Annotated in this window: 13 protein-coding genes; 7 read left to right on the forward strand and 6 right to left on the reverse strand. The window is 69.9% G+C overall.

Annotated features, from left to right (window positions below; all coding sequences use genetic code 11):
• Positions 1-4: 4 nt before the first annotated feature.
• The gene (locus ACAG26_RS12675) at positions 5-571 is read right to left on the reverse strand and encodes a phosphatase PAP2 family protein (RefSeq protein ID WP_370482749.1); all 567 of its coding nucleotides are present in this window, start codon (positions 569-571) and stop codon (positions 5-7) included.
• A complete protein-coding gene (sigC, locus tag ACAG26_RS12680; protein WP_370482633.1) occupies positions 571-1,125 on the reverse strand; it encodes an RNA polymerase sigma factor SigC in 555 nt (184 codons plus the stop codon). The genes ACAG26_RS12675 and sigC overlap by 1 nt, the downstream gene beginning before the upstream one ends.
• 89 nt (positions 1,126-1,214) lie before the next feature.
• On the opposite strand from sigC, the gene ACAG26_RS12685 reads away from it, so the two are divergent.
• Positions 1,215-3,452 carry a heavy metal translocating P-type ATPase gene (locus tag ACAG26_RS12685; RefSeq protein WP_370482634.1) on the forward strand — a complete coding sequence of 746 codons (2,238 nt, stop codon included), beginning with the start codon at positions 1,215-1,217 and terminating at the stop codon, positions 3,450-3,452.
• A 4-nt stretch (positions 3,453-3,456) separates the two neighbouring features.
• Here the strand turns inward: ACAG26_RS12685 and ACAG26_RS12690 are convergent, their stop codons facing one another.
• Positions 3,457-4,155 (reverse strand): zf-HC2 domain-containing protein, encoded by a 699-nt coding sequence (locus tag ACAG26_RS12690; RefSeq protein ID WP_370482636.1) that lies wholly within the window; start codon positions 4,153-4,155, stop codon positions 3,457-3,459.
• A gap of 108 nt (positions 4,156-4,263) precedes the next feature.
• Here ACAG26_RS12690 and ACAG26_RS12695 point away from each other — a divergent pair, with 108 nt between their 5' ends.
• The 5 genes from ACAG26_RS12695 to ACAG26_RS12715 all read left to right on the forward strand — a co-directional run bounded on the left by ACAG26_RS12695 (position 4,264) and on the right by ACAG26_RS12715 (position 8,596).
• Entirely contained in the window at positions 4,264-4,956 is a 693-nt protein-coding gene (locus ACAG26_RS12695) for a M15 family metallopeptidase (protein ID WP_370482638.1), read from the forward strand.
• Between the two features lie 191 nt (positions 4,957-5,147).
• Positions 5,148-6,443, forward strand: a complete 1,296-nt coding sequence (locus ACAG26_RS12700) for an acyltransferase family protein (protein ID WP_370482640.1) — start codon at positions 5,148-5,150, stop codon at positions 6,441-6,443.
• A 117-nt stretch (positions 6,444-6,560) separates the two neighbouring features.
• Positions 6,561-7,247: a GDSL lipase gene (locus tag ACAG26_RS12705; protein WP_370482642.1), complete on the forward strand. Its 687-nt coding sequence runs from the start codon at positions 6,561-6,563 to the stop codon at positions 7,245-7,247.
• Between the two features lie 57 nt (positions 7,248-7,304).
• Complete coding sequence (locus ACAG26_RS12710; RefSeq protein WP_370482644.1) at positions 7,305-7,925, forward strand: TetR/AcrR family transcriptional regulator; 621 nt, start codon at positions 7,305-7,307, stop codon at positions 7,923-7,925.
• Positions 7,922-8,596: an enoyl-CoA hydratase-related protein gene (locus tag ACAG26_RS12715; protein ID WP_370482646.1), complete on the forward strand. Its 675-nt coding sequence runs from the start codon at positions 7,922-7,924 to the stop codon at positions 8,594-8,596. The genes ACAG26_RS12710 and ACAG26_RS12715 overlap by 4 nt, the downstream gene beginning before the upstream one ends.
• A 143-nt stretch (positions 8,597-8,739) precedes the next feature.
• Here the strand turns inward: ACAG26_RS12715 and katG are convergent, their stop codons facing one another.
• The 3 genes from katG to aceA all read right to left on the reverse strand — a co-directional run bounded on the left by katG (position 8,740) and on the right by aceA (position 13,839).
• Entirely contained in the window at positions 8,740-10,917 is a 2,178-nt protein-coding gene (gene katG, locus ACAG26_RS12720; protein WP_370482648.1) for a catalase/peroxidase HPI, read from the reverse strand.
• 39 nt (positions 10,918-10,956) lie between these two features.
• On the reverse strand, positions 10,957-11,385 hold the full coding sequence (locus ACAG26_RS12725) for a Fur family transcriptional regulator (RefSeq protein WP_370482650.1): 429 nt from the start codon (positions 11,383-11,385) through the stop codon (positions 10,957-10,959).
• A gap of 168 nt (positions 11,386-11,553) precedes the next feature.
• Positions 11,554-13,839, reverse strand: coding sequence for an isocitrate lyase ICL2 (gene aceA, locus ACAG26_RS12730; RefSeq protein ID WP_370482652.1), 2,286 nt, complete (start codon positions 13,837-13,839; stop codon positions 11,554-11,556).
• A gap of 152 nt (positions 13,840-13,991) precedes the next feature.
• Here aceA and ACAG26_RS12735 point away from each other — a divergent pair, with 152 nt between their 5' ends.
• A complete protein-coding gene (locus tag ACAG26_RS12735; RefSeq protein ID WP_370482653.1) occupies positions 13,992-14,531 on the forward strand; it encodes a hypothetical protein in 540 nt (179 codons plus the stop codon).
• Positions 14,532-14,578: the final 47 nt, after the last annotated feature.

Here is a 14,578-nt window from a genome sequence, read left to right on the forward strand (position 1 = left end):
GACGTTAACCGTCGACGGGTGGCGCCGGCCCGCGGGGTGCGGCGGCCCCGGCAACCCGGGCGGCCAGGCACACCATCGCGCTGGCCAGCAGCACCGCCCCGATCGTGTCGGTGAGGTAGTGGTAGCCGCAGGCGATCAGCCCGAGCGCGCCGAGCGCACTGCCCACCGCCGCGACGGCCACCGCCCACCGTCGGCCGCCGGTCACCAGCACCACCATGCCCAACACCGAAACCACCAGTGCCGTATGGCCGCTCGGATATTCCAGGTACGTACCGTTGTGCCGGTCGAACCACCGCTTGAGCGCCTGGTCGATCGCAATGGTGGCGAACGGGCACACCAGCACCACCGCCGCCAACCGCCACCGCCGCCGATACAGCGCGGCCGCCACGCACGCGGTCAGCACCGGGCCGAGCAGCCACCAGTCGGTGAAGGCCAGCAGCCAGCGCGGCTGGGTGCCGACGACGTCGTGGGTGTAACGCGCAAACCCGTCGTCGACCGACGTCGAACCCGTGCCGACCGCCCACCCCAGCAGCAGCATCGCCGCCACCGCGACCGGCGGCCACCAGCGCATCACCCGGTCAGATGGGTGCGCTCGGCCGCGTTGATCAGCTCTTCGCGCGCCCGGGCGACACGGGAGCGGATGGTTCCCACCGGGCAGCCGCACACTTCGGCGGCCTCGGCGTAGGACAGGCCGAGCACCTGCGTCAACAGCAGCGCGTGCCGGCGGTCGGCGTCCAGGCCGTCGAGCAACATGCGGACCTCCACCATGTGCTCGAAATTGCGGGCCGGGCGGTGGCTTTCCAGCACCTTGTCCACGTCGACGCCGTGGTGGGCGCGGGGGCGGCTCTGGTTGTAGCGGATCTGGTCGACCACCACGCGGCGGGCGATGGACAGCAGCCAGGTCTTCGCCGAGGAGCGGCCGGCAAACCGGGGCAGCGCGGCGATCGCGCGCAGAAACGTCTCCTGGGTCAGGTCGTCGGCCGCGCCGGGATCCCCACCCAGGTAGGCCACGGACCGCCAGACATCCCGGTGGGTGGCGCGGATGAACCGCTCCAACGCGGCGGGGTCGCCGCGTCCCGCCGACAATGCGAGCCCGGTAATTTGGTCGTCGTCACCGGATGCCACAGGCGTTGACCCTATTCGATGTCGGCCGGGAACTCACCGGCAGCCCGACCCGACTACGCAACTGTGGCGAATACCACCGGGGGTGAGGAATGACTTTGGCGACCGTTGCGGCCCCCACCGTGGGCGTTCGGCGGATCCAGCTCGACGTCACCGGGATGACGTGCGCGGCGTGCGCGGCCCGGGTGGAGAACGCGCTGAACAAGCTCGACGGGGTGCGGGCCTCGGTGAACGCGGCGACCCGGGTCGCCACCGTCGACGCCGCCGGGGATGTCGAGCTGGGCGAGCTGTGCGACGCCGTCCGGCGCGCCGGCTACCGGGCCGAATCCCGCTCGGCGCGGCCGGTGGCCGACGCGGACCCCGACGCGCGCCAAGCCCGCGGCCTGTTGCTGCGGCTGGTGCTCGCTGCGGCCTTGTTCGTGCCGCTGGCCGGCCTGTCGGTGCTGTTCGCGGTGGCACCCGAGACCCGTTTCGCCGGCTGGGCGTGGGTGTTGACGGCGCTGGCGGCGCCGATCGTGGGGTGGTCGGCGTGGCCATTTCACCGGACCGCGCTGCGTAACGCCCGGTTCGGCACCGCCAGCATGGAGACGCTGATCTCGATCGGTGTCGGCGCGGCCAGCGTCTGGTCGCTGTACACGATCTTCTTCGAAAACCGTCCCGCCCGCGCCGACGGGGTGTGGCAGGCGCTGCTGGGCAATGCCTCCAGCTATTTAGAGGTCGCGGCCGGGATGACGGTGTTCGTGCTGGCGGGCCGGTATTTCGAAGCCCGCGCGAAGTCGAAAGCCGGCGCCGCGCTGCGGGCGTTGGCAGCGCTGGGCGCCAAGAACGTCACCGTGCTGCTGGGCGACGGCGACGAGATGGTGATCCCGGCCGCCGAACTCAAGGAGGGGCAGCGGTTCATCGCCCGCCCCGGTCAGGCCATCGCGGCCGACGGGTTGGTGGTCGACGGGACGGCCGCTGTCGACGTCAGCGTGCTGACCGGGGAGGCCCGGCCCGTCGACGCCGCCCCCGGCGCCAGCGTGGTCGGCGGCACCATGGTGCTCGACGGACGCCTGGTCATCGAAGCCGCCGCCGTCGGACCCGACACCCGGTTCGCGGGCATGCTGCGGCTGGTGGAGGAGGCCCAAGCCGACAAGGCCGACGCGCAGTGGCTGGCCGACCGGATCGCGGCGGTGTTCGTGCCTATCGTGCTGGTCATCGCAAGCCTGACCGCCACGGCCTGGTGGGTGGTCGACGGCGACGTCGACCGCGCGGTGGCGGCGGCGCTGGCGGTGTTGGTGATCGCGTGCCCGTGCGCGCTCGGGCTGGCCACGCCGACCGCGATGATGGTCGCCTCCGGCCGCGGCGCACAGTTGGGCATCTTCCTCAAGGGGCACCGGGCATTGGAAGCGATCCGCGCCGTGGACACCGTGGTGTTCGACAAAACCGGAACGCTGACGACCGGAGAGGCTGCGGTGACCGCGGTGGTGGCCGGCGACGGTTGGTGCACCGACGACATCCTGGGGTACGCGGCCGCGGTGGAATCCGGCTCCGAACATGCCGTCGCGCGGGCCATCACCCAGGCGCGGCCCGGTCGGCCGCCGCTGGGCGTCAACGATTTTCAGGAGATCGCCGGCAACGGCGTGACCGGAGCCACCGAGATCGGCCGGGTCACGGTCGGCCGCCCGGCGTGGGTCGCCCGCGGCCGGGTGCTGCCCCGTGACCTCGCGGTCGCGCGCAAGGCGGGTGAAGCACGCGGGGAGACCGTGGTGTTCGTCGCGGTGGGCGACGCGGTGTGCGGGGCGATCAGCGTCGCCGACGCGGTCAAGGGTTCGGCGGCCGATGCGGTGGCCGCGCTGCACCGCGACGGGTTGCGGACCCTGCTGCTGACCGGCGACAACGCGGCCACCGGGGCGGCCATCGCGGCGGCGGTCGGCATCGGCGATATCACCGCCGACGTCCTGCCGGAGGGCAAGGTCGCCGTCATCGAACGGCTGCGTGATCAGGGCCGGGTGGTCGCCATGGTCGGCGACGGCATCAATGACGGGCCGGCGCTGGCCTGCTCCGATCTCGGCGTGGCGATTGGCCGTGGCACCGATGTGGCGATCGGCGCGGCCGACATCATCCTGGTCCGCGACGGCCTGGACTCCGTCCCGCAGGCGCTGGGGCTGGCCCGGGCCACCCTGCACACCATCCGCGCGAACATGATCTGGGCGTTCGGCTACAACGCCGCGGCGATCCCGATCGCCGCCTCCGGCCTGCTGAACCCGTTGGTCGCCAGCGCCGCCATGGCGTTTTCGTCGTTCCTGGTGGTGTCCAACAGCCTGCGGCTGCGCAAGTTCGGCGCCTGACCGGTCACGCCGCCGAATCGTCGCGGTGCACGCTGCGCACCTGCGGGGGCCGGTCGTCGAGCGCGGCCGGCATCCGTGGCGGCGGGTTATCCCGGCGGGTGGCATGCCACACCAGCACGGCGAGGACGGCAGCCGCGGCGACCGGGACATGGCTGGCGATGCGGATCGTGGTGACCTGTCCGGCGAGCGCATCCGCGATCACGTAGCAGCCCAGCAACCCGACGTAGGCCACCAGCACGCAGGCCAGGCCCGCCGCGATCGGCGGAAGGAACGCGGCAGCGACGGTCGCGATGCCCAGCGCCGCGCACCAGGCGGTGGATTCGTTGAGCAGGTGGGCGCCGGTGGCGGCCCCGTGGTGCGCGGCAACCAGGCCGAAGTCCATGCCCGCCGCTTGGGCCACGGCAAGCCAGATCTGAATCAGGCCGAGCAGCGCCAGCCCGGCCCGCAGCCCGTACCGTCGGGACCCGCGCAGCAGCCCGACGGCGGCACCGAAGCGGCGGATGGCGCGGTCACCGGGCACCGGTGCGATGCCCCCGGCGCCGGCCAGGCTGCGCAGCTGAACCGCCTGTTCGCGGGCGGTCGCGTACCAGGCCGCGCAGGCCGGGCAGGACCGGACATGCTCGTCGACGCGAGCCGAGGGCACCGGCTCGGGCTCCCCGTCGATGCGGGCGGACAACGCCTCGCGCGCCACGTCGCAGTCCACCCCTCCATAGTCCCGTATCGCCGGACCCGATGCCGCATCACCCATGTTTTGTCGCCGAAACCGCCGAACCGCGTTAGAACGGGACGGGTGAGGACTCGTCGTCGCTTCGTGCCATCGGTAGCCGCGCTGCTGGCGGCGGGCGTGGTGCTGGTGCAGTGCAGCGACCCGCCGCCGCGGCCGGAAACCGTCCGCCCGTCGCCGGCCGCCCCGCCGACCAGCGCGCCGGTCGGCACGCCGCCGCCCACCCCGGTCGCCGTGCATCCGGTGACCGCGGCCGACCTGGGCGCCTCCTGGCAGCCGGGCTGCCCGGTCGACCCGGCGCAGCTGCGCCGCGTCGAGGTCCGCCACCTCGGCTTCGACGGCCAGCCGCACGACGGCGAACTCGTCGTGCACCAGGACCTGGTCGACGAGGTGCTGGCGATCTTCGACGCGCTGTACCGGCTGGGCTACCCGATCGAGAAGATCCGCACCCCCGATCACTACCCGCAGGCCGCCGACGAGTTGTCGATGGAGGACAACAACACGTCGGCGTTCAGTTGCCGCGGCATCCCCGGCAGCGACCGGTGGTCGCTGCACGCCTACGGTCGCGCGATCGACGTCAACCCGCTGCTCAACCCGTCCGTCCACGCGGACGGGGTACTCGAACCGTTGACCGCGGGGCCCTATGTGGACCGCAGCCGCACCGACCCGGGCATGTTGCACGGCGAGGATCCGGCCGTGCGGGTCTTCGTCGATCGCGGCTGGGAGTGGGGCGGTTCGTGGCGGTCGCCCATCGATTACCAGCACTTCGAACGACCCTGACCGGCGGCGCGACCGACATTTCGGATCGGCAAAAGTACGTCGATACCGTGGTGGGGCTTCGCGCGATTGGCGGCATCACGCTGTTACCCTGCGAAGGCTGGTAGTTGGCAGGCCGCGGCGCGGCCGACCGCCCAGCCAGTCCACCGAGCAGCGCGAACGTAGCTAAAGCAGGGTCATACGGAAAGAGTGTTGTGCGCACCGGAGAGATCAAAGCCCTAACCGGGCTTCGCATCGTCGCCGCCGTGTGGGTGGTGCTCTTCCACTTCCGCCCGCTGCTGGCCGAGGCGGTCCCGAATTTCAGCTCGGCGCTGGCCCCGGTGCTCAACTGCGGGGCCCAGGGCGTCGACCTGTTCTTCATCCTCAGCGGGTTCGTGCTGACCTGGAACTACCTCGACCGGATGGGGCCGTCCTGGTCGACCCGCGACACCGTGCACTTCCTCTGGCTACGGCTGGCCCGGGTGTGGCCGGTGTACCTGGTCACCCTGCATTTAGCCGCCGCGTGGGTGATTTTCACCCTCCACGTCGGCCACGTGCACCCGGAGGACATGAGCCAATTCACCGCCATCAGCTACGTGCGGCAGTTACTGCTGGTGCAGCTGTGGTTCGAGCCGTTCTTCGACGGCTCCAGCTGGGACGGCCCGGCCTGGTCGATCAGCGCGGAGTGGCTGGCCTACCTGCTGTTCGGCGTGCTGGTGCTGGTCATCTTCCGCATGACACACGTGACCCGGGCGCGCAGCCTGCTGGTGCTGGCGTTCGCGTCCGCGCTGCCGCCGGTGCTGCTGCTGCTGGCCACCGGCCAGTTCTACACCCCGTGGAGCTGGCTGCCCCGGATCGTCACCCAGTTCGTGGCCGGCGCGCTGGCCTGCGCGGCGGTCCGTCGGCTACGGCCCACCGACCGAGCTCGGCGCGGTGTCGGATATCTGTCGTTCGCGCTGGTCGCGGGGCTGGTGGGGGCCCTCTACGTGCTCGACGCGCATCCGGTGGACACCGTCAGCGACTCCAGCGGGCTGGTCGACGTGCTGTTCCTGCCGGTGGTGGTCACGCTAGCCATCGGGGTCGGTAGCCTGCCGCGGCTGCTGTCGACCCGGCTGATGGTGTACGGCGGACAGATCTCCTTCGGCCTGTACATGGTGCACGAGCTGGTGCACACCGCCTGGAACTGGGCGGTGAAGCAGTTCGAGCTCACCCTGCAGGACAGCGCCGGACCGTGGATCTTGCTCGGCGTGCTCGCCATCGCGGTGCTGGGCGCCATCGTGCTGTTCCACGGTGTCGAAGAGCCGGCCCGGCGCTGGATGCGTCGGATGATCGGCGCCGGCCCGGAGCCGGCCCCACACGTCGACCCGCTTGCCGACGCCGGCGAGGAGGACCGTGAGCCCGCCGCCGACGCTGCCGCGGTCGACGCGCCGGCACCCGACACCGATGCGGCCGGCGCCGCGGCCGACGAAACACCCTGTGCCCCAGACCTTATTGGGTACGCGGTACGCTAACCATCGCGCGCTCGGCGATTTGCGCTCTAGTCATACGGGTGGCGGCGCCGGGTAGGCCATAAGCTGTCGCTGATCGCGGTGCAGGCCATTGCGACGGCATGGACAGTGGAGGTAGCAGTGGGGCGGATCACCGCGTTCGCGATCGCAGTTGCCGTGCTGGTCGGTATCAGGCACCCGGTGCCGGTGCGGCCCTACGCGTTACGCAGCGCGGATTCGCCGCTGGAGCACGTCGCGGTGGTCAGCGACTCCTACACGACCGGCACCAATGAAGGGGGACTGGGCTCCAAAGCCTGGACCGCGCGGGCCTGGCAGATCCTCAGTCGCCAGGGCGTGCAGGTGACCGCCGACGTGGCCGCCGAGGGTCGGGCCGGCTATGGCGCGATCGGCGACCACGGCAGCACCTTCGGTGATCTGACGGTCCGCGCCGTGCGACCCGACGATGCGCTGGTGGTGTTCTTCGGCTCCCGCAACGACCAGGGCGTGGACCTACTCGCGCTGGCCGGGCTGAGCCACAACGCCTTCGATCTGGCGCACCGCACCGCGCCGGGAGCCAAACTATTGGTGATCGGGCCGGCCTGGCCGACCGCCGACGTCCCGGGGAACGTGCTGCAGATCCGCGACACCCTGAGCGCTCAGGCCTGGTTGACCGGGGCGGCTTTCGTCGATCCGATCGCCGAGGGCTGGTTCGTCGGCCGCCCGGATTTGATCGGCGCCGACGGCGTGCACCCCACCGACGCGGGGCACGCCTACCTGGCCGAGAAGATCGCCCCGCTGATCCGCGGGCAACTGCCGATGCGGGTGTAGCGGCTGCTCGACGGCCCGCCGGAGATAACGGAGCGGATGCTCTGTTATGGTGGGCGGGTGCCCCGGCCCCGTGTTCACGACCCCGATCGCGTGCTGGACGCGGTCGAGTCGCTGGCCGCGGCGTCCGGTCCGGCCGCGGTGACGATCCGGGCGATCGGTGCCGCGGTCGGCATGTCCAACGGGGCCCTCTACCACAGCTACGGGTCACGCGCCGGCCTGGCGGGGGCGGCGTGGCTGCGGGCGGGGCGCCGATTCCTGGGCCTGCAGCAGGACTTGGTCGAGGACGCGCTGTCGGACCGGGGACCGGCGGACGCGGTGGTGGCCGCGGCCGACGCCCCGGTGGTTTTCGCTGGGCGCCACCCGGAGTCGGCCAAGCTGCTGTTGACCATTCGCCGCGACGACCTGCTCGGCGAGGACCTGCCGACCGACATCGCCGCGCAGTTGGCCGAACTCGACACTTCGCTGGTCGCGTTGATGAGCCAGCTGGCCGCCGCGGTGTGGGACCGCAAAGACGCTGACGCCGTCGACACCATCACCACCTGCATCGTCGACCTGCCCACCGCCATCGTGCTCGGCCGTGAGCGACTGGGCAGCCCCACCGCACGCGACCACCTGCACGCCGCGGTGCGGGCGGTGCTAGCCGTCGGACCGCCACCACCGAAAGGACAGACCGCATGACCGTGACCCTCAGCTACGACGACAAGATCGCCATCCTCGATTTGGGCGAGGACGAAAATCGGTTCTCCCCAGAGTTTCTCGACGACATCGCCGCGAAGCTCGACGAGGTCATCGCCGCCGGTGTGCACGGCCTGGTCACCACCGCGACCGGCAAGTTCTACACCAACGGACTGGATCTGGACTGGCTCGGCGCCCACGGGGAGCGGGCCGACTGGTATGTCGGCAAAGTGCAGGGGTTGCTGGCGCGGATGCTGACGCTGCCGGTGCCGACCGCCGCGGCGGTGGTCGGTCACGCGTTCGGTGCCGGCGCGATGTTGGCGATCGCCCACGACTTTCGGGTGATGCGCGCCGACCGCGGCTTCTTCTGCTTTCCCGAGGCCGACATTCGGATTCCGTTCACTCCCGGGATGGCCGCGCTGATTCAGGCCAAACTCACCCCGCAGGCCGCGGTGGCCTCCATGACCACCGGGCGCCGGTTCGGCGGAACGGACGCCGCCGGCCTCGGCATCGTCGACGCCACCGCCGGCGAGGGGGCGGTGACCGCCGCCGCGGTCGAGGTGCTGCGCCCGCTGGGCGAAAAAGACCCGGGCACGTTGGGTGCCATCAAAGCCACCATGTTCGGCGCGGCCGTTACCGCGCTGCGGGCGGCCGGGGAACCAACCCGCGCCTAGCCGCTGGGTATCGACGCCTTCGGTAGCGGCAGGTGGTAGCTTCCGCGGCGGACCGTTGAGCTCGGCGCGCGAGCGTGCGCAAACCCGGTGATTCGCCCGGCGTGTCGACCGGGGACACGCACGCTCGCGGCGGATAGTGGGCCTCAGGTGAGGTCGAAGCGGTCGAGGTTCATCACCTTGTTCCATGCGGCGACGAAGTCCTGCACAAACTTCTCCTGCGCGTCGTCGGCGCCGTAAACCTCGGAAAGACCACGCAACTGCGAATTCGATCCGAACGCCAGGTCCACCGCGGTGGCCGTCCACTTGAGGGTGCCGCTGGCGCGGTCACGGATCTCGTAGACGTTCTCCGACGACTCCGACGCCTTCCACTCATTGCCCATGTCGAGCAGGTTCACGAAGAAGTCGTTGGTCAACACCTCGGGCCGATCGGTGAACACACCGTGCTTGCTTCGATCGAAGTTGGCGCCCAGCGCCCGCAGGCCGCCGATAAGGACCGTCATCTCCGGGGCGGTCAGGTTCAACATGAACGCCCGGTCCACCAGCAACATCTCCGCCGACAACTTCTCCTCGGCGCGAAGGTAATTGCGGAAGCCGTCGGCGCTCGGTTCGAGCACGGCGAACGACTCCACATCGGTCTGGTCCTGCGACGCATCGGTGCGTCCGGGCGTGAACGGCACCGTGATGGCGTGCCCGGCGGCTTTCGCCGCTTGCTCGACGGCCGCACAGCCACCCAGCACGATCACGTCGGCCAGCGACACCTTTTTGCCGCCGGACTGCGCGGCGTTGAAGTCCTGCTGGACCTTCTCGAGCGCCTGCAGCGCCTTGGACAGTTCGGCCGGGTTGTTGACCTCCCAGTCCTTTTGCGGCGCCAGACGAATCCGTGCCCCGTTGGCCCCGCCGCGTTTGTCGGTGCCGCGGAAGCTGGCCGCCGATGCCCACGCGGTGGAGACCAGCTGGGGGATCGACAGCCCGGAGTCAAGCAGCTTGCCCTTCAGCGCGGCGATGTCGGTGTCGTCGATCAGCGGGTGGTCGACGGCGGGTACCGGGTCCTGCCACAGCTGCGGCTCGGGAACCCACGGGCCCAGATACCGTGTCACCGGCCCCATGTCGCGGTGCAGCAACTTGTACCACGCCTTGGCGAACTCCAGCTCGAGTTCCTCGGGGTGGTCCAGCCAGCGCCGGGTGATCGGCCCGTAGATCGGGTCCTGGCGCAGCGACAGGTCCGTCGTCAACATGGTCGGCAGCCGCTTCACGGAGCTGTCGAACGGGTCGGGGATCACCGGTTCGGCGTCCTTGGCCGTCCACTGGTAGGCGCCGGCGGGGCTCTTGGTCAGTTCCCACTCGTAGCCGTACAGGATTTCCAGGAAGCTGTTGTCCCACTTCGTCGGGGTGTTCGTCCACACCACCTCCAGCCCGCTGCCGATCGCGTCGCGACCGACACCGGAGCCGAACGCGCTCTTCCAGCCCAGGCCCTGCTGCTCCAGCGGGGCGCCCTCGGGCTCCGGCCCGACGAGGCTGGCGTCGCCGGCCCCGTGCGTCTTGCCGAAGGTGTGCCCGCCGACGATCAGTGCGGCGGTCTCGACGTCGTTCATCGCCATCCGGCCGAACGTCTCGCGGATGTCGATGGCCGCGGCCAGCGGATCCGGCTTACCGTTGGGGCCCTCGGGATTCACGTAGATCAGACCCATCTGGGTGGCGCCGTGCGGAGCGGCGAGGTCCCGTTTGCCGCTGTAGCGTTCGTCGCCCAGCCAGGTGTCCTCGGGGCCCCAGAAGATCTCGTCGGGTTCGTAGATGTCTTCGCGGCCGAAGCCGAAGCCGAAGGTCTTGAACCCCATCGCGTCCAGCGCGTAGTTGCCGGCGAAGATGATCAGATCGGCCCAGGAGATCTTGCGGCCGTACTTCTTCTTGACCGGCCACAGCAGCCGGCGCGCCTTATCGAGGACCACGTTGTCGGGCCAGCTGTTCAGCGGCGCAAAGCGCTGCGCGCCTTCGCCGCCGCCGCCGCGGCCGTCGTGGATGCGGTAGGTGCCCGCGGCGTGCCAACTCATCCGGATGAACAGCGGCCCGTAGTGGCCGTAGTCGGCGGGCCACCAGTCTTGCGACGTCGTCATCACCTCGAGGACATCGCGTTTGAGTGCCTCCAGGTCGAGGGACTGGAATTCTTCGGCGTAGTTGAAGTCCTCACCCTGCGGGTCGGTCTGTGCCAGGTGCTTGCGCAGGACGCCCAGGTCCGGCTGGTCCGGCCACCAGTCCCGGTTGGTCATCGGCCGATGCGCCTTAGGGGTCGGGGAGGGGATTGCCGGGGCTTCGCTCTCGGACATGGGGTGGTTCCTTTCCGCGGTAGGTGAATTGGGCTGTGGTCAGGTGGGCGGTGTCGAACAGTTCGGGCACACACCCCAGTAGATGACTTCGGCTTCGTCCAGGGCGAAACCGCCGTCATCGGAGGGGGTGAGGCAGGGTGTCTCGCCGACCGCGCAGTCGACGTCCTCGATGGCCCCGCAGGAGCGACAGACCAAGTGGTGGTGGTTGTCGCCGACCCGCGATTCGTAGCGTGCGACGAAGCCGGACGGCTGGATGCGGCGCACCAGGCCCGCGGCGGTCAGCGCCGACAGCACGTCGTAGACGGCCTGGCGGGACACCTCGGGCAGCGCGGCGCGCACGGCTGAAAAAATCGTCTCGGTGTCGGCGTGCGGATGCCCGTGCACGGCCTCAAGTGCGGCCACTCGAGGCCGTGTCACACGCAGCTGCGCCGCACGCAGCTGCTCGGCGAAGTCCGCCGTGGACGGCATGGCACCCATCTGACGCTCTATTCTGGAATAAGTCAAGTCTTTTCCGAAAGATGGCCATGGCGGCTGAACCCTAGTTGGCACAAGGCATTCCAGCGATGCGCGAGCGTGCGCAAACCCGGTGATGACCTCCGCGTGTCGACCGGGGACACGCACGCTCGGCGAGAGGGGCTAGTCCTCTTTGCGGATCAGGCGGCCCAGGGCCTCACGGTCGGGGGCCAGCAGCTCATCGATGCGGGGCTGGTTCACGTCGGCGACGATGATCTCGCCGACCTCCTGGTGCACGTCGCGGAAGATGCCGTGCGACTTCATCTTCTGGGTCTGGTACTGGTTGTCCTCGGTGGGCGTGACGTAGTACACCGCGTCGGCCTTGAAGCGGTGCACCAGCCACAGGTGGATCAACGTCATCAGCCGCTTTTGCCGCAGCTTCTCGGCGAAGGTGTTCTGGTCGCGCACCGTCAGGATGCTGCGGCCGTGCCGGTCTTTGATCGGGTCGACGATCACGTTGGCGAGTTTGTCCTCGCCGTCGTAGATGCCGAGCTCCAGCACGTCCGAGCCGGGACGGGTCGGGCGCAGTTGCACGCGCAGCTTTTCGGGCATCTGGTAGTGCTCGCTCCACAGCGCCAGCCAGTCCTCCAGCAGCTTCTTGGGCACCTCGGTCTGCACCAGGTGCTGGTGCTGGGTGGAGCCTTCGCCCATCGCCTTGGTGGTGGCGGTGCGGCCCGAGGAGGCGGCCAGCGCGGCGTCGCTGCGCGGGCCGCCGACCAGGGTTTGCGGGGTGCGGTACGGCGACTCGACCAGCCGCATCTTGCGCTGCAGCCGGGCCAGCGCCAGCATGCCGTCCTGCAGCAGGGTGGCCGCGAATTCCTCGGAAGCCACCCCGTCGACCTGGTGCCCGCCGTAGGTGATGAAGTTGAAGACGAACCCCATCTTGCCGAGTTCGGCGGGGAAGGCCCGCATTTCGTCGTCGCTCATCCCGGTGGTGTCCCAGTTGAACGACGGCGACAGGTTGTAGGCCAACATCTGGTCGGGGTACTCGGCGTGGATCGCCTCGGCGAATTGCCGGGCGTCGGCGAGATCGGCGGTCTTGGTCTCCATCCACAGCAGGTCGGCGAACGGTGCGGCCGCCAGCGACTTGGCGATCGCATAGGGGATACCGCCGCGGATCTGGTAGTAGCCCTCGGGTGTTTTGGCCCGCTCGCAATCCCAGCCGGGGTCGGCGCCCAGCTCGCGGGCCTTCTCCCGCGCGGTGTACAACGGTGCCCGCTCGGCGAACTTGCGCCACTCGTCGGCGGTCATGTCGCGCGGCTCGCCCTCCCGCTCGCCGAACTCGAGCAGCTCGGCCACCGCCTCGCCGTAGGTCATCAGCCCGGCGTCGTCCTGCCAGGCGTCGACGAACTTCGACTCGACCTCGTCGTAGAGGGCGTCGATCGACTTCTGCGCGCCGTTTTGCTGGCCCGCGGCGGCCTGACCGATCAGGTCGGTGATGCCCTGCCGCTGCAGCCAGGCGTCGGCGGTGGCGTACTCGCCGTCGGGGAGCGCGTACAGCAGGTGACCGTTGAGCTCGGTCAGCCCCGCTTCGTAGAAGCGCCGCATCATCGCCAGGAAACAGGCTTTGTAGGACGGGATCTTCAGGTTGGTGGTGCCCAGGATGAACGGCTGGTCACGCTCGTCGGCGCGGCTGTCGATCAGGTTGGCGGCCTCGGCGTCGGTGCGCGCGACGATGATGCCCGGCACCCGCATCACATCCAGCTGGAAGCGGGCGGTGTTGAGCCGCTTGATCTGTTCGTCCGACGGCACCAACACCTTGCCGCCCTGATGCCCGCACTTCTTGGTGCCGGGGCGCTGGTCCTCGATGTGGTAGCCGGGCACCCCGGCCTCGACGAAGCGGCGGATCAGGTTGCGTACGTGCGGGTCACCGCCGTGACCGGTGTCGGCGTCGGCGATGATGAACGGTCGGTAGTCCACGGCCGGGGTCGCGGCGCGTTGCGCGTCGGTCATCTTCAGCCGCAGGTACTGCTGATTGCGGTCGGCGGTGAGCAGGGCGCGCACCAGCCCGGCGGCTTCCTCGGGCACCTGGCTCAGCGGATAGCTGGCCAGGTCGGGTCCGGGATCCTCGCTGATCGAGCCCTTCGCCGAGGTCGCCCAGCCGCCGAGGTAGATGCCCTCGATGCCGGTCCGCTTCATCACCACGGCCTGCCCCGGCGAGTACGGGCCGAAGGTGGTGATGCTCTTTTTCTGGGCGAACAGTTCCCGCAGGCGCGGGTAGAACTCCTCGGCGGCCTTGCGCGCCACGGTGTAGTCGGTGCTGATGGTGCCGCGCTGCTCGACCACCTGTCGAGCCGTATAGAGGCGGATGATCCCGTCGAACCGTGGGCTGTCGAAGTATTCCTGCGTGGCGGCGACGTCCTGCTCGAACGGTGTACGGGCCTGGACATCCGCTTCGGCGCTGGCCATGCTTTTGCTCCTGTTCAGCGTGGTTTCCCCCTCGACCGTGCCCAGTGTCCCACCGTGCGGTGTTTCGCGTGGCCGAATGCGAGCGTCGACGCGACGTCCGCTGCCTACACTTTGGTGCGAAACGACGGCGGCCGGTGTTTGCAAGGAGGCCAATGCGGATTCGGTGCGCTCGGGTGCTGCGGAGCCTCGCCGCGTACGCGACGGCGGCGACATTCCTGACGGCGTGCGGTGCGGGTGCCGATCACGGCGTGCAGCCCTCGGCGTCGTCGGCGACGACGACCGCGGTGCCGGCCACGCCGTCGAGCGCGGGGCCGCCGGCGACCGCGGCGCCGCGGGCGGTCAAGTGGGTGGATCTCGACGTGGGCGAGTGCCTGGCCGAACCGCCGCCGACCGACCCCAGCGTGGTGACCGTCAGCGTCGTCGACTGCGCGGCACCGCATCGGGCCGAGGTGTATTCGCGCACCGCGGTGGGCGTCAACGCCGCGACCGCCGACGTCGCCAACGAACGCTGTGCCACCGGATTCACGTCCTACACCGGGCAGTCGCTGGACCGCAGCGCACTGGCGGTGAGCTACCTGATCGACTCCGAGCAAGACCGCACCGGCTCGGATCCCGAACCCAGTACGGTCATCTGCCTGCTGCAGAGCGCCACCGGTGCAGCGCTGACCGGGTCGGCGCGGGCACCGCGGTGAAACCCAGGATGTACTCCCAAATCACCGGCGAAGGCCTAGAGTGAGAG

The organism is Mycobacterium sp. pUA109 (assembly GCF_041287095.1).
GTDB lineage: Bacteria > Actinomycetota > Actinomycetes > Mycobacteriales > Mycobacteriaceae > Mycobacterium.